Below are 18783 nucleotides of genomic sequence, written 5' to 3' on the forward strand. Positions count from 1 at the left end.
GACTACCCCCTGATACGCGCGGCGTATGCCTGCGCCAGTGCTTGCAGCACCCGGGACACGCAGGCATCCGCGTCGGTATCGGTTAGGGTGCGCGAATGTTCCTGCAAAATCAAGCCCATGGCATAACTTTTGTGTCCCGGATCGAGTCCGGTGCCGCGATAAACATCAAACAGGCGCAGCTCGGCCAGCACCTCGCCCGCGGCCGCGCGGGCCTGCGCCTCGACCTGTGCCCAGGTGACCGCCTCGGCCACGACGATGGCCAGATCACGGCGCACGCCGGGGAAGCGCGGCAGCGCCTGCGGTCGCGGCAAGGTTTGCGCACGCAGCAGGGCCAGATCGAATTCGGCTGCGTAGACGATGGTTTCCAGCCCCAGCGTCTGCTCCAGCAGCGGGTGCAGCGCGCCGATCACGCCCAGTTCCCGCGTCCCGTCCAGCAGGCGCGCGCCGCGGCCCGGATGCAGCCATGCGGGCAAGCCATCGGCCACGAAGCACAGGCCATCGGCGTCAGCGCCGCGCAAAGCCAATACCGCTTCGATATCACCCTTGAAGTCGTGAAAATCCAGCGCGCGCGTCGGCAAACCCCATTGCTCGGACGAGGCTGTACCGCAGGCCACAAGCGCCAGCCGCTCGACTTCGCGCTCCGCGGCGGGCGCCGGATGAAAACTGCGTCCGATCTCGAACAGGCGCACGCGCGACTGCTGGCGATTGCGATTGGCGCGCAGGGCGGCCAGCAGGCCGGGCAGCAGCGAGGGGCGCATGCGCGCCAGCTCGGCCGATAACGGATTGGCCAACGGCAGCGAGGCCTCCAGCATGTGCCAGGGTGCCAGCAGCGCAGCGCCGACCAGCGACAGGTTTACCGCCTCGCGGTAATCGCGCGCGGCCAGCGCCGCACGCAAACGCCGCAGCGGAATGCGTGCCTGCGCATCGGGCTGCACCGGCATGGCTTCGCTGGGCAGACTGCTGGGCACGCGCGCGTAGCCGTGGATGCGCGCGATTTCCTCGATCAAATCCTCTTCGCGCGCCAGATCGAAACGCCGTGTCGGCGCTAGCGCCAGCCAGCCGTCGGTCTCGCGCGCGAGCTTGATGTCCAGCGCCAGCAGGATGCGTTCCACATCGTTGTCGGGAATGGCGAGACCGAGCACGCGCGCCAGGCGCGCGCGACGCAAGCGAATCGATGCGCGCGGCGCTATCCAACCCGGCAACTCGGCGCGCTGCAGTGGCCCCGCGCGACCACCGCAAACCGCCAGCAACAGTGCCGTGGCGCGCTCCAGCGCACGTTCGGGCAGATCCGGATCGACGCCGCGCTCGAAGCGATGCGCGGCGTCGGAATGCAGGCCGAAGCGACGCGCCACGCCCATGATCGCGGCCGGCGCGAAGTGCGCGCTTTCCAGAAACACCGTGCGCGTGCCCGCGCCGACCGCGCTGTCGGCGCCGCCCATGACCCCGGCCAGCGCTTGCGCGCCCTGCGCATCGGCGATCACCAATTGACCATCCAATTCAACCACGCTGCCGTCGAGCAGGCGCAGATGCTCGCCGGCGTGCGCCCGGCGCACCGCGATCGCACCATCCAGCCGCGCATCGTCGAAAGCATGCAGCGGCTGACCCAGCTCCAGCATCACGTAGTTGCCAACATCGACGATGGCGCTGATCGGGCGCAAACCGGCACGGCGCAGACGCTCGGCCATCCACAGTGGCGTGGGTGCTTGCGCGTCGAGATCCTCGATCACGCGCCCGCAATAGCGGGGACAGACTTCGCCCGCCTGCAACTGCATTGCGCGGCTGCGCGCACTCCGCGCCGGCACCGGCGCGCAGTCCGGCAGGCACGTGGCGCCGCCGAACAGCGCGGCGACATCGTGCGCCAGCCCGACCATGCCAAAGCAATCGGCGCGGTTGGGCGTGAGCTTCAGCTCGATGCTGGCGTCGGGCAAGCCCAGATACTCGGCCAACGCATGGCCGACCGGGGCATCGTCGGGCAGCTCCAGCAGGCCGGAAGCATCGCTGTCCAGTGCCAATTCACGCGCCGAGCACAGCATGCCCTGCGAGCGCACGCCGCGCAGTTCCACCGCGCGAATAGGCACATCACCCGGCAGCAGCGCGCCTTCCAGCGCCAGCGGCGCCTTCAGGCCCACGCGCGCGTTGGGCGCGCCGCACACGATTTGCAGCGGCGCCGCCAGACCTGCCTCGACGCTGCATACGCGCAGGCGCTCCGCGTTCGGGTGCGGCTGGCATTCGATGATCGCGCCGATCACCACGTGATCGAGACCGGCGCCGAGCGCGGTTACCGCCTCGACTTCCAGCCCGGCCATGGTCAGTCCCTCGACTAGCACATCGCGATCGGCGCCGACGCCCACCAGCGCGCGCAGCCAGCGTTCACTGAATTTCATCGTGTCTGCCCCTCAGCCGAACTGCGCCAGAAAACGCACGTCGTTGTCGAAGAACGCGCGCAAGTCATCCACGCCATAGCGCAGCATGGCGAACCGCTCCACGCCCAGCCCGAAGGCGAAGCCGGTGTAGCGCTCGGGATCGATGCCACCGTTCTCCAGCACGCGCGGATGCACCATGCCGCAGCCCAATACCTCCAGCCAGCGCATGTTGCCCGCGGCGTCATCCCAGCGGATGTCGACCTCGGCCGAAGGCTCGGTGAAGGGAAAGTAGCTGGGGCGAAAGCGCATCGCGAAGCTGCGCCCGAAAAACGCCGCGATGAACACCTCCAGCGTACCTTTCAGATCGGCGAAGCTGACCTGCTCGCCGACCATCAGGCCCTCGACCTGGTGAAACATCGGCGAGTGCGTCTGATCCGAATCGCTGCGATAAACGCGCCCCGGCGCGATGATGCGCAGCGGCGGCTGGCGTCCCTGCATGGCGCGAATCTGCACCGGCGAGGTGTGTGTGCGCAACAGCTCGCCGCTGGCGAAATAAAACGTGTCGTGCATGGCACGCGCCGGGTGCTGCGGCGGAAAATTCAGCGCCTCGAAGTTGTGCCAGTCGTCCTCGATCTCGGGGCCTTCGGCGCGCTGATAGCCCATGCGCTCGAAGATCTCGCAGATGCGCGCCTCGGTCTCGACCACCGGATGCAGACTGCCCTGCATCGCGCCGCGTCCGGGCAGGCTGACATCGATCGCCTCGCGCGCCAGACGCGCCTGCGTCGCGGCAGCCTCCAGCACGTCGCGCCGTGCGGCCAGCGCGTCGCTCAATTCAGTCTTGAACACGTTGAGTTCGGCGCCGCGCTGCTTGCGCGCATCGGCCGGCAGCGCACCCAGTTCCTTCAACGCCGCGGTCAGCAGCCCGTTCTTGCCGAGCAGGCTGACGCGCAGGCTTTCCAGCGCCTGCATATCGGTCGCCGCGGCAATCGCGCCACGCGCGGCATTGATGCGTTCCGCCAAGCTGTCCATCGACGCCTCAGCAAATCAAGTAAAGCCAACAAGGCACGCCATCGCGCAGCGCAGCCCAAAAAACAGAAGCCCCAAAACGAATGGGGAGCGAGCCCAAGCCCGCTCCCCACAGTGCGTCATGCCGACCGGCGCGAGTCCGGTGGCCATTGCGCTCAGGCGGCGAGTGCGGCCTTGGCCTTCTCGGCGATCACGCCGAAAGCCTTGAGGTCATGCACCGCCAGATCCGCCAGCACCTTGCGATCCACCACAATCCCGGCCTTGGTCAGGCCATTGATCAGACGGCTGTAGGACAGGCCGTGCAAGCGCGCGGCGGCATTGATGCGCACGATCCACAGCGCGCGGAACTGACGCTTGCGCTGCTTGCGGCCGATGTAGGCGTACTGCAACGCGCGCGTGACCGCCTGCTTGGCGACGCGGAAGACCTTGCGGCGGGCGTTGTAATAGCCCTTGGCGCGGCCAATGATTTTCTTGTGACGGCGGCGCGCGGTGACGCCACGCTTTACACGTGCCATGGGTCAGATCCTCAGAGGTAAGGCAGCATGCGCGCGACATGGCCTGCGTCGCAGGCGCGCACATGGTTGGGTCCACGCAGATTGCGTTTGCGCTTGGTGGACTTCTTGGTGAGGATGTGACTCCGAAAGGCGTGGCCGGCCTTGAACTTGCCGCTCGCCGTCTTGCGGAAGCGCTTGGCCGCCGCACGATTGGTCTTGATCTTGGGCATGGAATGCTCCTGGTTTTATGGACTGACCCCGGCGGCGGCGATTGCCGCGCTTGCCATCCCTGCCGGAACCCGCGAATCCGATTCAACAGCGAATCGGGCCGTGCAGTTTATACGCAAACCGATGCCGCTTCCAGCGCGAAAGCCGCGCCGGATGCTGCATGCCGATGGGGGCCACCGCGCGCCGTGGCGCGACTGCGCCGCTTATTTCTTCTTGGGCGCGATCATCATGATCATCTGGCGCCCTTCGAGCCTTGGAAACTGTTCGATCACGCCCTGCTCGGTCACGTCCGCCTGGATGCGCTTGGCCAGCTCGTAGCCCAGCTCCTGGTGCGACATCTCGCGCCCGCGAAAGCGGATGTTGACCTTGACGCGATCGCCCTCGTCGAGAAAGCGCAGCAGGTTGCGCATCTTGATCTGGTAGTCGCCCACATCCGTGGTGGGGCGGAACTTGAGTTCCTTGATCTCGACCTGCTTCTGCTTCTTCTTGGCCGCCTGGGTCTTTTTCTGCTGCTCGAAGCGGAACTTGCCGAAGTCCATGATGCGGCACACCGGCGGATCGGCCGTGGGCTGGATCTCGACCAGATCCATGCCGACTTCCTCGGCCGCACGCAGCGCTTCTTCGCGGGTCAGGATGCCGAGCTGTTCGCCTTCGGCGTCGATCACGCGCACACGCGGCACGCGGATCTCGTTGTTGCGACGGTGTGACTTGGTTTCGGTAGGCGTAGCGATCGTGATGTCTCCGGGAACAATTTGCACCACCGGGCATCTTGCCGCGGTTTGCAAGCAAACGGTCGCGGCAGAGCCGCGCCACCTTTGCTGCGATTCGCGCCAACGCGCGCATCGCAGCGAGGCACATCCTGTGCCGATACCCCAAGGAAGGTCTGAACAAGTTCAGAGGTCCCTAAGCGGGTTGTGCTGCTGCTGCCAAGCGGGCGGCGAAATCGGGCAGCGCCATGCTGCCCAGATCCTCGCCGCTCAAAGCGCGCACGGCAACCGCGCCCGTTTCCACCTCGCGGTCACCGACCACCAGCAGATAGGGCACGCGCTGCAGCGTGTGTTCGCGAATCTTATAGCCCACTTTTTCGTTGCGCAAATCGGCTTCGACGCGGAATCCTTGCCGCACCAGCGATTGCGCCACCCCGGCGGCATAGCCCGCATGCGCATCAGTGATGTTCAGCACCACGGCTTGCAGCGGCGCCAGCCACACCGGAAATGCGCCGGCGTGGTGCTCGATCAGAATGCCGATGAAGCGCTCCATCGAGCCGACGATGGCCCGGTGCAGCATCACCGGATGGCGGCGCTGGCTGTGCTCGTCCACGTATTCGGCGTCGAGGCGGCCGGGCATCATGAAGTCCACTTGCATGGTGCCCAACTGCCAGGTGCGGCCAATGGCGTCCTTGAGGTGGTATTCGATCTTGGGGCCATAGAACGCGCCCTCGCCCGGCAGTTCCTGCCATTCCACGCTGGCGCCGCGCAGTGCCGCGCGCAGCGCGTGCTCGGCCTTGTCCCAGGTGTTGTCATCGCCCAGGCGTTTGTCCGGACGCAACGCGATCTTGACCTGGATATCAGCGAAACCGAAGTCAGCGTAGACCTTCAGCGCCTGACGGTGGAACGCGGCGACCTCGGCCTCTATCTGTTCCTCGGTGCAGAAAATATGGCCATCATCCTGGGTAAATCCGCGCACGCGCAGGATGCCGTGCAGCGCGCCCGAGGGCTCGTTGCGGTGGCAGGCGCCGAACTCGCCGTAGCGGATCGGCAGGTCGCGGTAGCTGTGCAGGCCCTGGTTGAACACCTGCACGTGGCCGGGGCAGTTCATCGGCTTGACCGCGTAGGTGCGCTTCTCCGACTCGGTGAAGAACATGTTCTCCTTGTAATTGTCCCAGTGGCCGGATTTCTTCCACAACGACACATCCAGGATCTGCGGGCAGCGCACCTCGCCGTAGCCGGTGTCGCGGTACACGCGGCGCATGTATTGCTCGACCACCTGCCAGATCGACCAGCCCTTGGGATGCCAGAACACCAGGCCCGGGCCTTCCTCCTGCAGGTGAAACAGGTCCAGCGCCTTGCCGATCTTGCGGTGGTCGCGCTTCTCGGCTTCCTCGACCTGATGCAGATAGGTCTTGAGGTCCTTGTCGTTGAGAAACGCGGTGCCGTAGATGCGGCTCAACATGGCGTTGTTGCTGTCGCCACGCCAGTAGGCGCCGGCCACCTTGAGCAGCTTGAAGGCCTTCAGGCGCCCGGTATCCGGCACGTGCGGTCCGCGGCACAGGTCGGTGAACTCGCCCTGCGAATACAGCGACAGTTCCTCTTGCACGGGGATGGCGCGGATGATCTCGGCCTTGTAGGTCTCGCCAATGCCCTGAAAAAACGCCACGGCCTCGTCGCGCGATTTCACCGTGCGGCTCAGCGGCATGGCCTCGGCGGCGATCTTGCGCATCTCGTTCTCGATGCGTGGCAAATCCTCGGGCGTGAACGGCCGCTGGTAGGCGAAGTCATAGTAGAAACCGTTGTCGATCACCGGCCCGATGGTCACCTGCGCGCCCGGAAACAGGCGCTGCACCGCCTGCGCCAGCAGGTGCGCGGTGGAGTGACGGATGATCTCCAGCGCCTCGGGGCCTTTCTCGGTGATGATTTCGAGCGTGGCATCGCGCTCGATGACGCGGCTGAGATCGACCAGTGCGCCATCGACGCGCCCAGCCAGCGCGGCCTTGGCTAGGCCGGGGCCGATGGACGCGGCGACATCGCGCACGCTGGGCGCGTGCTCGAAACCGCGCTGGCTGCCGTCGGGGAGGGTGATCTGGATCATGGCATTGCATTCCAAGGCAAATCGCTGGCCCACAAAAGGGCCACAAAAAAGGGCGTCGAACGCCCTTGTGGTCGGCGCGACGCATGGCGGATGGATTCAGTGGGTAGTGCTCATGTCACACGCTCGGCTTGCGGTTGCCCGCGCGCCACCCGATGCAGTGGAAGCTGCACGCAAGCTAGCCAGCGGCCCGCACGCTGTCAACGGCGCGACAGGTACGGCTGATAGACTTCACCCATCCCCCAGGCCGATTTTCCATGCGCATTCTGGTCACCGGCGCGGCCGGCTTCATCGGCGCCGCGCTGATCGAGCATCTACTGGCGCGCGGCGAACGCGTGCTGGGCATCGACAACCACAACGATTACTACGACCCGGCGCTGAAACAGGCGCGGCTGGATCGCTTCGCCACGCATCCGGGTTACCAACACGTGCGCCTCGACATCGCCGATGCCACCGCGCTGCGCGCTGCGTTCACGCAATTCCACCCCGAGCGCGTGGCGCACTTGGCTGCGCAGGCCGGCGTGCGCTACTCGCTGCGCAATCCCGAGGCTTACGTGCGGAGCAATCTGGTCGGCTTCGGCCATGTGCTGGAAGCCTGCCGCCACGGCGCCGTGCAGCACCTGGTGTTCGCCTCATCCAGCTCGGTGTACGGCGCCAACCGCAAACTGCCCTTCAACGAAGCCGATGCGATCGATCACCCGGTCAGCCTGTATGCCGCCACCAAGAAATCCAACGAACTGATGGCGCACGCCTATAGCCATCTGTATCGCCTGCCCGCCACCGGGCTGCGCTTTTTCACCGTGTACGGGCCGTGGGGGCGGCCGGACATGTCGCCGATCCTGTTCGCCGATCGCATCAGCCGCGGCGAAGCGCTGGATGTGTTCAACCACGGCCAGCACCGGCGTGATTTCACCTACATCGACGACATCATCGCCGGCGTGCTGGCGGTGCTCGACCAGCCCGCCACGCCCGATCCCGCCTACGACGCGCTGCACCCGCACCCCGGCCGCTCCGCTGCGCCGTTTCGCATCTACAACATCGGCGGCGATCAGCCGGTGGAGCTGCTGCGCTTCATCGATCTGCTGGAACAGGCGCTGGGCCGGCGCGTGGAGAAAAACTTGCTGCCCATGCAACCCGGCGATGTCGAGGCCACCTGGGCCGATGTCTCCGCGCTGCGCGCCGCCACCGGCTGGCAGCCACGTGTCGGCATCGAGGACGGCATCGCGCGCTTCGTGGCGTGGTATCGCGATTACTACGGACGCTGAAGCAAAACGCGTCTTATCATTGTCATCGCCCTGCAATTTTCCCACTCGGAGCACGCCGCATGTGTGGCATCGTCGCCGCCGTGGCGCAACGTGATGTTGCGCCGATCCTGATCGCCGGACTGAAAGCGCTGGAATACCGCGGCTACGACTCTGCCGGCATAGCCGTGATCACGCCGCTGGGCCTGCGCCGCGTGCGCGCCAAGGGCAAGGTGCGCGAGATGGAGCAGCGCTATCTGGCCGACCCGTTTTCTGGCAGCACCGGCATCGCGCACACGCGCTGGGCCACGCACGGTGTGCCCAGCGAGGGTAACGCGCATCCGCTGCTGGTCGGTCGAGTGACCGTCATACACAACGGCATTATCGAAAACCACGCCGCACTGCGCGGCGAACTGCAGGCACGGGGGCGCGTGTTCGAGTCGGAAACCGATACCGAGGTCATCGCGCATCTGGTCGATATCGAGCTGGCGCGCGGCCTCGGCCTGCGCGAAGCCACGTTGCGCGCCATCGCGCGTCTGCAAGGCGCCTACGCCATCGCGGTGATGGACGCGCACGATCCCGAGCGCATCATCGGCGCGCGCCTCGGCAGCCCGCTGGTGCTGGGCGTGGGCATCGGCGAGCACTTTCTCGGCTCCGACGTGCAAGCGCTGATCCAGGTCACGCGCCGCGCGATTTATCTGGAGGAAGGCGATCTGGCCGAAATCCGCCGCGACGGCTATGCCGTGTTCGACCGCAATGGCGCGCCAGTACAGCGCGCCGTGCATGAAACCGAACTCAGCAGCGACGCCATCGACAAGGGTGAATTTCGCCATTTCATGCTCAAGGAAATCTACGAGCAGCCGCGCGCCGTGGCCGACACGCTGGAGGGTCGCCTCGGCGCGCATGGCCCGCTGCCCAACATCTTCGGCCCCGGCGGCGACGCGCTGCTGGCGCGCGTGGCGGGCCTGCATATCGTCGCCTGCGGCACCAGCTACCACGCCGGACTGGTGGCCCGCATCTGGATCGAGGCGCTGGCGCATCTCCCGGTCTGCGTCGAGGTGGCCAGCGAATACCGCTACCGCGAAGTGGTGGTGCCGCCCGGCACGTTGTTCGTGGCGATCTCGCAATCCGGCGAAACCGCCGACACGCTGTCGGCGCTGCGCGAAACCCGCGCGCGCGGCTATCTGGGCACGCTGGCGCTGTGCAACGTGCCCGAGTCCTCGCTGGTGCGCGAAGCCGACCTCAAGCTGATGACCCGCGCCGGCCCCGAGATCGGCGTGGCCTCGACCAAGGCCTTCACCACGCAGCTTGCCGCGCTGGCGCTGCTGACGCTGGAACTGGCGCGCACGCGCGGCCTGGCGCAAGCGCGCCTGGATGCGCTGGTCGCCGAGCTGGCGCATCTGCCGCGCATGCTCGAACAGGCGCTGGCCATCGATGCCGACATCGAGGCGCTGGCCGCGCGCATCGTGCCGCGCCAGCATGCGCTGTTTCTCGGCCGCGGCACGCAGCAGGCGGTGGCCATGGAGGGCGCGCTCAAGCTCAAGGAGATCTCCTACATCCACGCCGAGGCCTACCCCGCCGGTGAACTCAAGCACGGTCCGCTGGCGCTGGTGGACAGCGACATGCCGGTGATCGCGGTGGCGCCCAACAACGCGCTGCTGGACAAGCTCAAGTCCAACTTGCAGGAAGTACGCGCGCGCGGCGGTGAGCTGTACCTGATCGCCGACCGCAATTCGGCGCTGGAAGGCGAAGATCCCACGCGCGTGCTGCGCCTCGACGTGGGCGGCGAGATGATCGCCCCGGCCGTGCTGACCGTGCCGCTGCAACTGCTGGCTTACCACGTCGCCGTGCTGCGCGGCACCGATGTCGATCAACCGCGCAATCTGGCCAAATCGGTGACGGTGGAATAGACCGCGCGAGTTCGAAGCCAAACTGTTCTAACCAAATATAGTCGTGAACAGGTCATTAAAGTCGTGAACAGGGGCCTAGGCTGGGTGCGGCTTTGCAGGCATGACGCAATTTTCGTTTCGTCTAAAGTCGTGAACGTACAGCTCAGCGAGCCTGCGCATGCTCGCCACAGCTATCCCCGGCGCTTATTTGCCTGCAGCCTCTGCCCGCTTGTTATCGAGCAGGCCGCGCGTGCGTATTCTGATCAAACCTGTTGCCCGTAGCGGTCTGAACCAGGCCACTTGGAACGGTCTCAAACCATCCACGGACGGGCTCAAAGGCGCCACGACTCGAGAGCGTCTGCAAGAACAGCTCGACCGGCCGCAGGCCCCCCTTAGCGGACACCTGCCGCAACGCGCCGCCTAGGACTTTGTCGCCGCACCCTAAACCTTTGGCACCTCCCGACATTAACGGCTAGGTGACTGAAATCGTTTATGTTCGCCGGCGACGGTGCATTTCGTTATTTTACCGAACTGTGTGGAAACGCCGCCGTTTCAGGTGCAGTTGTCGGGAAATGACACCGTTTAAGGTCCTGCTCCACGCTTGCGCGGCGAACACGGGACGCAGTCCTGGGCGATAGGTAAGCCAAGACCGAGGCCGCGGGTACCGCCAGCGCATTGGCCGCTCCTGCCTGGAAAACCACCCGGGCCAAGAGGGCCTGGCCAAGCCCCGTGCAGGCAACGGGTACACTCTGCCGGGGAGACAGGCAATCGTGACAGGAGCGATTGGGTGAGTCGGGATCCGGATATCGAGCGCGCGATCTGGAGCGGCGAGCGCAACCAGGACGCCAAACGCCTGATCCACAACTGGTGCCGTCATGCCCGCGTGCAGAAGTTCGGCGGCACGGGCCTGATCGAGATGCAAACCGGCCTGCCCATCGGACACCACGCCATGGTGTGCGATTTCGCCCCGGCCTCGGGAATGGCGACCTGGCTGCTGGAAGAATCCGCGGTGCGCTTCCATGACGCCCATTGCGTGAGCTGCCCGCATCGCGTGCCGGTCGCGTTGCCCAACCTCGCCATGCTGGTGGCTCAACGCGACGCCGATCGCCAGGACGCACAGACGCGTGCGCAGGAAGCGCAACGCGCCAAGGGGGCGGCCCTACAGGCTCGCGCGGCCGTCCGCGCCGAATTGCGGACGATTTTGCCGGTCCTGGCCAAGACCTTCATGGACGATCTGGATCGGCTCGATGCCGATCGCAACGATCAGGCGGCGATCCGCGTAATCGAGAGCGCCCGCCTGGCGCCGGAAATGCTCGTGCCAGCGCTAACCGAATACCTGTTCTCGGTCCTGGAAGGTGACGACCACTGGTTGGAAGCGGCCGGGCTGACCCTTCTGGCCGACACGCCGGACCAGCCTCGACTGGTCCGCTGCGCCATGAAATGCCTGCGACAGGGGTATGCGCTCGACCTCGCCGCAGCGACGGTGACGAAGCGACTGGAACACATCGATGCCGCCGACGTCCCCGAGGCGGTCATCGGCCTGGCGTGCGTCGCGACGCCACCCCGCTCGGAGTTTGGCCACCCGCACCACGACGACGGCAATCCGAATCCGCTGATCCAACTGGCGGATCGTTTTCCCGAGCCCGTCGAGCGAGGCCTGCTCGCCTTGCTCACCCGCCGCGATCAACTCCGGGTGGGCGTGACCACCCGGGCCATGGGCCTGCTGATCACTCGAAACGAGCGATGGGTCCGCCCCTTCCTGCGTCCGCTGGCGGCGCACCTGTCCCGGCTGGATGTCCTAGTCGAGATCGAGCGCGAGTCCGAGCTGCGCCAGATCGCCCATGACCTTCAGGTGGCGTTGGCCGGTGCTTTCCTGGCTGCCCCCGACCTGGCCGATGAAGAACTGATGCGCCAGTTCGAGAGTGCCTCGGACGACGGCGAAGGCCGCGTAGCGGGGGTCTACGAACACGTGCTGCGCCACGCGCATCGCGATCGTGACACCACGCTCGTTGTGGAGCCGGCCCACACCCATGCGTTCGTCGTGGCGATTCGACGGCTGGCGGCGCTGGCGGCGACCTCGGGCAACAGCGCGGTCACCCAGCAGGTCCTGGGCGCGTGTCGACGTCAGAGTGCTGCGCTCGCAGCGGCCGCGAAGGCTGCGATGGACGTGCTGCTGGGCACGGCCGCGGTTCTCGATTCCAAATTGCAGGCGCCAGAGCCAGAGCCCAGCGTCCTGACGCCTCTCCATCCGCTGGCGGAAATGGAGAAAGCCAACCGCCGCTCGAGCCTTTGGGATCTGCGTGCGGCGTTGCTCGAGCTGGCCATCCACGGCGCGCTCGCCGATACCGAGGGACTGGCCCGCTTCGAGGCGTTTCTCAGCCAGCGCGGCCTGCTCGGCGATTCGTTCGAGGCGGCGATCGTGCGGGAGATCGCGCCGCTGCTTGCGACCAGCGTCGGCCTTAAGGCCATGCTGCCTTACCTGTACGGCGCGATGGTCGGTGCCTCGGTCGCCGGCCGCGCCGCGGCCGCCAACGCACTCAAGGACATCGGCAGCCAGCGATTCGCCGATCTGCCGGACCTGGTCGCCGACAGCCTGGTCCTGATGCTCTTCGATCCCTACGTCGTCGTGCACAAGGCAGCGGTGCAGGCGCTGGGGCGACTTCGGCTTCCGGCCCACTTCCACCGCTTGGTGGCCGCCGCACTGGATAACCTCATCGTCGCCTATCGACGAGGCAAGGATCCCGAGTTCCTGCTCGAGTGCATCGAGGCGAAGGTGACGACGTACCGAGGCGAAGGCCCTATGCCCGAGGCTCAGGGCCAGGTGCTGCTGGCCCTGGTGGCAGAACTGGAACCGTCGGTGCTCTTGCGTAGCGGACACCATTACTTCCTCAGGCAGATTCAGCACCTCGACGGATGGGCGGCGTTGGTCTTGGGCTGGGTCGGTCATTGCCGGGAAGACTACGAACTCGAGCATGCGTTGGAGCTGGCGGCGGATCTTCCCTTGGGCGCGTGCGCGCCCAAGGTCCCGGCGATCCTGGAGGCGGTGGCGACCGACCCGACCAACCCCCAGCTGTGCGGCACGTTCGTGGAGCTGCTCTCGCGTGATCGCGCCTGGCTGGGCGCAACGCAGGTGGCCGCATTGCACGTGGCCGCCTTCCCCGACACCGTGCGGGAGCGCGCGCGCCGGCTGCAGGCGCAGCAGCTCGAGCGCCGCGTTCGCTTCGAATACTTGATCAGCGAGGGCCAACTGGAAGAGGCCTTGGCCCTGGGTCAGGCCTGGATGCAGACCGACGGCGAGCTGGCGCAACTGTTAAAGAACTATGAAAAATTCCCTCTCTTCTGAGTCCTTGCAGCCGCGCCTGCAGGCCGTAGAAGCCTTGGCGGCGATCGCCCAAGGTCAGTGGCCGCCCCACGATCTGAAGGTGCTGGCTGTGGCCCTGGATTCGGTATCGGTGGCCTTGTCGAGCGCGGCGGCCGCAACGGCATACAACGCCTTCGGCGGCATCGTGCGCGTCGTCGACATGCTGGCGCATTGGCGCCGGGCCGTCCTTGACGCCGAGCAGGATGCTGACCGGTATCTGCGCAGCGCCCGCGAGCGTCACCGCCTATGGTTGGATGACTATGGCCACAGCGATGCCGCGGCGGATCTGCGCGCCGCCGCGGAAGGCCTGGCAACCCTGGAATCGACCGATCAAGTCGCCGACATTGCCCGGGCGCTCTCCGCCGTGCCGCTGCCAATCGGCATCTTCGCGCAGCCGGTAAAACCGGACTGGGCCGTCAAGGCGGACCTGGCGGACCCGAAAGAAGAACCGCTGGTCGATCTGACCGTGGCGTTCTTAAAGTTCCAGTTCGATGGCCAACCAGCCGCGGAAGTGCACCAGCTGGCGGCTCGTGAAGTTCACGATCTGGAGATCGAAGTGCGCGTGTCGCGCTGGCCGCAAGACAAGCGAGAGCTGCGGCTGACGCCGATCTCCGTGGAGCCGAAATCGACCTACGACTTCCCCAGCTTCCAGTTCGAAAAGCCCGACGGCGAAGCGCCGTACACGATGCGGCAGAGTGGTCGCGCCGCCTTGTTGCTACCCCAAGGCATGCACGCGCGCGCCTTCGAGTTCAAATACACCGCCGAGTTCATCCCTGAACGCGGGGATCAACCGGTGGCCGTCGTAGGCCACCGCACGCTGATCGTGGACGGTGCCGACGCCACAAAGCTGCAAATCTGCGGTTATCCGGGGCTGGACAAAACGCTGTTCGCACTTCGGGAAGCGCTACGTCGCCGCCCGGGCGTGCCGCAAGCGGAAACCGCCGATGCGCTGCTCGTGCTCGCCATGCTCTGCAATCTGGCCGGCCGCGCGGTTCAGGACGCCGAGTTCAAGGGAAGGTGGGATGAAGCGGCGTTTCAACGGTATGTGCGCGCAGAGTTGCGTCGCCATCCGTTGATCGGCGCGGAACTGGACGAGCACGCCCATGCCGCCGGGGGCATCACCGATCTGTCATTGCGCGGAATGCCAATCGAGCTCAAGGCCGTCGACACGCTGATCAGCTCGGTCGACCAGTGCGAATCGTTCCTCGCCCAAACCGCCAGCTATGCCGTCGCCAAATCCAAGCGCACGGCGATCTTGTGCGTGCTCGACAGCAGCGATAAGAAGACGGCGCCGGTGCCGCCCGAGGCGCTGCTGGACATCCGCACCCAGGCCCAAGGCGCCGTGTCGATCTGCGTGCTGGTGATCCAGGGTCATCTGGCTCGGCCGAGCGCGTTGTCGCGCTAAGTACGCGTCGGCTTTGCTCTCATACGCGAAGCATGCGCCTCGTGCGTGTACTGCAGGACTGGTGCCCACCATTCCCGGGCTACCACCTCTATTGACCGAGTCGGCGTCAGCACTCACCCGCGTTCGCGCTCGTAGTCGAAGCGTTGCGTACCTGAGCAACGCATGGGTCGATTCCGATGTCTGCTTGGGGTCGCACAGTGCCACCCAGGTCGCCCCGCCACCAGTGTGTGTGGCCGGTCCTGTCAACGGCCGAGGCGGACGGCCCCGCCTTTGCCCTCATCCCGATTCCGTTCCGACTGCCCGCTTTCGTTCTTGCTGGCGGAAGCTGCCGTAAGCCTGTTGGCGCCGACGCCGATTTGAGCCACATGCCGATCGGTGACTGAGCCATCGCAAACGAGCTGCGCATGGGGCCAGGCTTGAATTTCTGCGCGTTCCAACCGGCTCACCGCAAACCCTGCGCATAGCTTAAATCGGTGTCGGCGCACACACGTGGCTTCCGAACTTCCCTGCGGCGTGGCGAACTACCGCCGGCCTTCGCCAGCGCCTCCCTGATCGGCGCCGCCGACGTCCGCAATATTGCTTCCAGATCCGACAAGGTGATTCCCGCGCTTCTCGCTGATTCTTCGAGTGATCGGCCTTCCAGGAGGAATAGTCTCAACGCAACCTTGGCGCCCGCCCTGGAATAGCAGGCGAGACCAGGCAGCCCGATCACACGGAAATGATTGAGGGCCTGCTTCTTTGACAACCCAATGGATTCACCTGCCACGACAACATTGCCACGTGCGGCAACGTAGGCATCGCGCACATCCTCGTATCGGGGACTCCGCTGATTCCTTGAGCACTCGGGCACTCGTGCTGATTCCTCCCGGGCCTCATCCAACAGGGCTATTGCCCCTTCTGCGGAATCAACCATTGCCGCAAGGGCAGCAACGTACACCTGTGTAGACACATGGGCTCGCTTGCCCAATAGGGCACGATCGGCGCTGATGGCCTTGCGGCGCTGGGCGACGACAGCTGGGATCGTTGTGGCTAACCACCCCGCATCAAACGCCCCCGCGAGCAATCCAGCAATGCGTGGCGTCGGGCACGCGCGCTTGCGGGTGTCGATTCCGCGAGATCTTGCCAATCGGCTGACCAGTAGCGAGACATCCCGCTCGTCGAGAGGGGCTTTTCGCTGGGAAAGGTAATTGCCAAGGTCCCGAAATCGGGAGACCGACGCGCTTCCGCGCAGATGGTCTACCCAGTCCCCGTCGACGGGAGTGGACTGATCGAGCAGTGCTTCCGGCGAGTCCGTCATGGCCCGCGTCATGTCCACAAAGTGCAGCGCACAGCCATGTTGGGCGCACCAGAACACGCCCGGCAGCTGGTGCGTACGGCGCCAGTACGACATTCCATGCCCAGCACTATCGGCGGCCACGCACTCCGGACACAGGTAGAGCTCATTACGTAACGTCGCGAGTGCGTTGAGGCGCAAGATCCGTGGCGTCGGTCTCGCGCCGTCCGCCTGGGCAAGCTGGTCCCGCTCGCTGACGAACGCGCACCGATAGGTGAACGTCGTATGGCTGCACAGGAATTCGCCGAGCTCCATGCCTGCAACGTTCGCAAGGAGCTCGGCACGCGACTGACTCGCCTTCTCAAGTCCCACGATCGCTGCCCAGGCCTGCATGATTCCCCACGTGCGTCGGGGATTGATGATGCCGTTGAGCCGGTTCAATCGACCTTCAAAGCCCAGGGCATGCTCGTCAGGCAGCAGGACCGGGCGTATGAGGTTCACGAATGATCCTCCGAACTCGCTGGACTCTGCCCACGCACTGCCCCAAGCGCCGCAAGTGAGCGAATCACGGCCGAGAGTGCATGTGCGTGCGCCGACGAGCCATCCCAGGTTTCACGCAGCGACTCGATGAGCTGGTCGTTCTGGCGAACCGCATCGACCGTCACGCCGCCCGAGGCGAGCCTCTCGACGTACAGACAGACCTCCTCTGTGAGCCGGGTCAGACGCTGCCCACGGCCGCCGATGATCCGGCTCACCTGCGATTGGCTCGCCCCGACCGCAGCCGCGATCTGCATCTGGCCGATGTTGTGGCGCCTGCATGTCTCAGCGACACGCAGCAACCGGGCTTGGAGTTCTGGATCTTGCATGCGTAAAGCATATAAAAATGCATATCTGCATGCAACTAGAGAAACACGTGGCTCCGTTAGGGCAGCAGGCGCGGACCCACGTCGAGAGGGCACCGCCTTTGAAGCGCCTGTTCGAGCGCGCGGCGCGTCCGCGGAAGCTTGTGCAGCGCTGAGAGCTTGGCCTTGAGCGATGGCACCGCCTGGCACAGTGCGCCCAGACGAAGCTTCTTGGCTCCGGCCGCCATGACAAATTCCAGCGCCGCGCGCTCGACGGCGTCCTTCAGATGCTCGTCGCGTGCATCCCAATCGACACCATGCCGGCGCGACCTGGGCCCCTCGGGCGCGATCATGGGACTGTGTTCCCGTAGCCAGGTCCGGTCATGCCGGTACAGCCAGGCATAAGCCGCAGGCTCCATTGCTCTCGACAGCTTCACGCCAATGCCTGGGTTTGCCCGGTTCACTGCCTCCCAGCGACGCCGCATGTCGGTCTGCTTGCGGGCCGCGAGGGCGCGCTTCCACGCCGCGTGCAGGCCCACCTGCGTATGAAGCAGACGGGTCACGATGTGCATCGGAACATCGCGCTTCTCGGCCACCTCACCCTTCGTCAGGCCCTGGCGCAAGTCTGCGGACAGTTCCCAGATCAGCGAGGGAATAAGGACCTTGGGTCGTCGCTGGATGGCGATGCCTGCCGCGACTGCCCAATGGATTGCCGTGTTCACATCGACACCGATCATCTTTGCTGAAGAACGCGCCGAATGGCCCGCTACCAGTAGCTGGATCAGCCGTTCACGCCGACCGTCACCGGATGCGTGCGCATTGCCCTCCGGGTCGGGGTCGGTGGCGGGCGTGTCGACGGGCTCGCCTTCAGTTGCCAGTGCCGCCACGAAATTCTCGAGGTCTCCGAACAACCAGCCAATCGCCACCAGGATTCGGAGCGGATGCGTTCCGTCGTGAATCGACCGCAAAAGCCGCCCCACTTGGCGCTCGGCATCCTCGCGCGCAGCCGGAAGCTCCGGCAAATCCGGAGCACTTCGCAGCGGGATGCAGTAGTCGAGGTAGTTCTCCGCGGCTGCACGGATCCGGAGAGATCCGCCCGCGGTGACCCAGCCGCGCGCCGCAAGCCTCCGGCCAACGGCCGACCCGATCGGGCTGTCAGCGATCCAGCCGGATCGCCGCGGCGCGTTGACCACGGCGCCAATCAGCGCCGTAAGAGTGCCGAGTCCGGCCATCTCCGCTGATGATGACCCATCGCACCATGGGCACAACGCATCCGGGGAAGGGAGATGCCACTCAAACCGCCCAATGCCCGTGGTCTTGACCGACGACTGGAGCAGCGCCTCGCCGTGCTCGGCGCAAATCCAGATACCTGGAAACTGGTGGGCGCCGTGCCAATAGGACCAGCCGTACCTATCCAGGTCCTCGCGAATGCAGACCGGACAAGCCTTGAGAGGGTGGCTGGCTCCGAACCGGCTGGTCAGCAGTCCCAGCGAGAACTTCAGGTGCGCAACCGATGGACTCCGCATCGTAAGGAGCGCAGCAGCAAGGTCCTCAGCGGCGAGAAATGGCCTGAAGAACCGGAGCAGTGTGCGTTCGGTGGCGATGTCTTCTGCGCGGCCCCAAAGCCCCTGCGTCCTTGTGACCAGTGCATCCAGAGCACTGGGGAAATCATGCTGCGTGCCCAGGTGTCGCCCGCCGAAAAGCACCCGTGCCGTCTTCCATGCGTGGACGTGAAGCTGTCCCCTGAAACCGGAGATCAAGAAGCCGGGTTTGTGGTGGACGCATGGTCTGCGGTTTTCAGTCTCCTTGCATAGTCGTTGGGTGACAAGTAGCCAAGCGCGGAATGCAGACGCGTG

13 protein-coding genes are annotated in these 18783 nt (G+C 65.6%); 4 read left to right on the plus strand and 9 right to left on the minus strand.

The features are described 5' to 3' along the window. Window positions 1-2: 2 nt before the first annotated feature. The 6 genes from pheT to thrS form a co-directional block, all read right to left on the minus strand. Window positions 3-2384 carry a phenylalanine--tRNA ligase subunit beta gene (gene pheT / locus ACYDAT_RS07060; protein WP_461449208.1) on the minus strand — a complete coding sequence of 794 codons (2382 nt, stop codon included), beginning with the start codon at window positions 2382-2384 and terminating at the stop codon, window positions 3-5. Window positions 2385-2396: 12 nt separating this feature from the next. Further along, window positions 2397-3392 (minus strand): phenylalanine--tRNA ligase subunit alpha, encoded by a 996-nt coding sequence (gene pheS, locus ACYDAT_RS07065; RefSeq protein WP_461449210.1) that lies wholly within the window; start codon window positions 3390-3392, stop codon window positions 2397-2399. A 152-nt stretch (window positions 3393-3544) separates the two neighbouring features. Then, complete coding sequence (gene rplT / locus ACYDAT_RS07070; RefSeq protein WP_461439928.1) at window positions 3545-3904, minus strand: 50S ribosomal protein L20; 360 nt, start codon at window positions 3902-3904, stop codon at window positions 3545-3547. 11 nt (window positions 3905-3915) lie between these two features. Then, window positions 3916-4113, minus strand: coding sequence for a 50S ribosomal protein L35 (gene rpmI / locus ACYDAT_RS07075; protein WP_297900616.1), 198 nt, complete (start codon window positions 4111-4113; stop codon window positions 3916-3918). A gap of 201 nt (window positions 4114-4314) precedes the next feature. Continuing rightward, complete coding sequence (infC, locus tag ACYDAT_RS07080) at window positions 4315-4842, minus strand: translation initiation factor IF-3 (protein ID WP_461439929.1); 528 nt, start codon at window positions 4840-4842, stop codon at window positions 4315-4317. A 172-nt stretch (window positions 4843-5014) separates the two neighbouring features. Then, window positions 5015-6919 (minus strand): threonine--tRNA ligase, encoded by a 1905-nt coding sequence (gene thrS, locus ACYDAT_RS07085; protein ID WP_461449212.1) that lies wholly within the window; start codon window positions 6917-6919, stop codon window positions 5015-5017. A 254-nt stretch (window positions 6920-7173) separates the two neighbouring features. Here thrS and ACYDAT_RS07090 point away from each other — a divergent pair, with 254 nt between their 5' ends. The 4 genes from ACYDAT_RS07090 to ACYDAT_RS07105 all read left to right on the plus strand — a co-directional run bounded on the left by ACYDAT_RS07090 (window position 7174) and on the right by ACYDAT_RS07105 (window position 14812). Then, a complete protein-coding gene (locus ACYDAT_RS07090) occupies window positions 7174-8181 on the plus strand; it encodes an NAD-dependent epimerase (RefSeq protein ID WP_461439925.1) in 1008 nt (335 codons plus the stop codon). A gap of 59 nt (window positions 8182-8240) precedes the next feature. Next, entirely contained in the window at window positions 8241-10067 is a 1827-nt protein-coding gene (gene glmS / locus ACYDAT_RS07095) for a glutamine--fructose-6-phosphate transaminase (isomerizing) (RefSeq protein WP_461439924.1), read from the plus strand. Between the two features lie 766 nt (window positions 10068-10833). Next, window positions 10834-13389 (plus strand): hypothetical protein, encoded by a 2556-nt coding sequence (locus ACYDAT_RS07100; protein ID WP_461449214.1) that lies wholly within the window; start codon window positions 10834-10836, stop codon window positions 13387-13389. Continuing rightward, complete coding sequence (locus ACYDAT_RS07105; protein WP_461449216.1) at window positions 13367-14812, plus strand: hypothetical protein; 1446 nt, start codon at window positions 13367-13369, stop codon at window positions 14810-14812. The genes ACYDAT_RS07100 and ACYDAT_RS07105 overlap by 23 nt, the downstream gene beginning before the upstream one ends. 442 nt (window positions 14813-15254) lie before the next feature. On the opposite strand, the gene ACYDAT_RS07110 is transcribed toward ACYDAT_RS07105, so the two are convergent. The 3 genes from ACYDAT_RS07110 to ACYDAT_RS07120 all read right to left on the minus strand — a co-directional run. Beyond that, window positions 15255-16586 carry a TniQ family protein gene (locus tag ACYDAT_RS07110; RefSeq protein WP_461449218.1) on the minus strand — a complete coding sequence of 444 codons (1332 nt, stop codon included), beginning with the start codon at window positions 16584-16586 and terminating at the stop codon, window positions 15255-15257. Beyond that, a complete protein-coding gene (locus ACYDAT_RS07115) occupies window positions 16583-16951 on the minus strand; it encodes a hypothetical protein (protein ID WP_461449220.1) in 369 nt (122 codons plus the stop codon). Before ACYDAT_RS07115 ends, ACYDAT_RS07110 begins: the two co-directional genes overlap by 4 nt. Before the next feature lie 56 nt (window positions 16952-17007). Beyond that, window positions 17008-18783 (minus strand): TnsD family Tn7-like transposition protein (locus ACYDAT_RS07120; RefSeq protein ID WP_461449222.1); only part of this gene is annotated, 1776 nt, incomplete at its 5' end.

It is taken from the genome of Metallibacterium sp. (genome assembly GCF_054637675.1).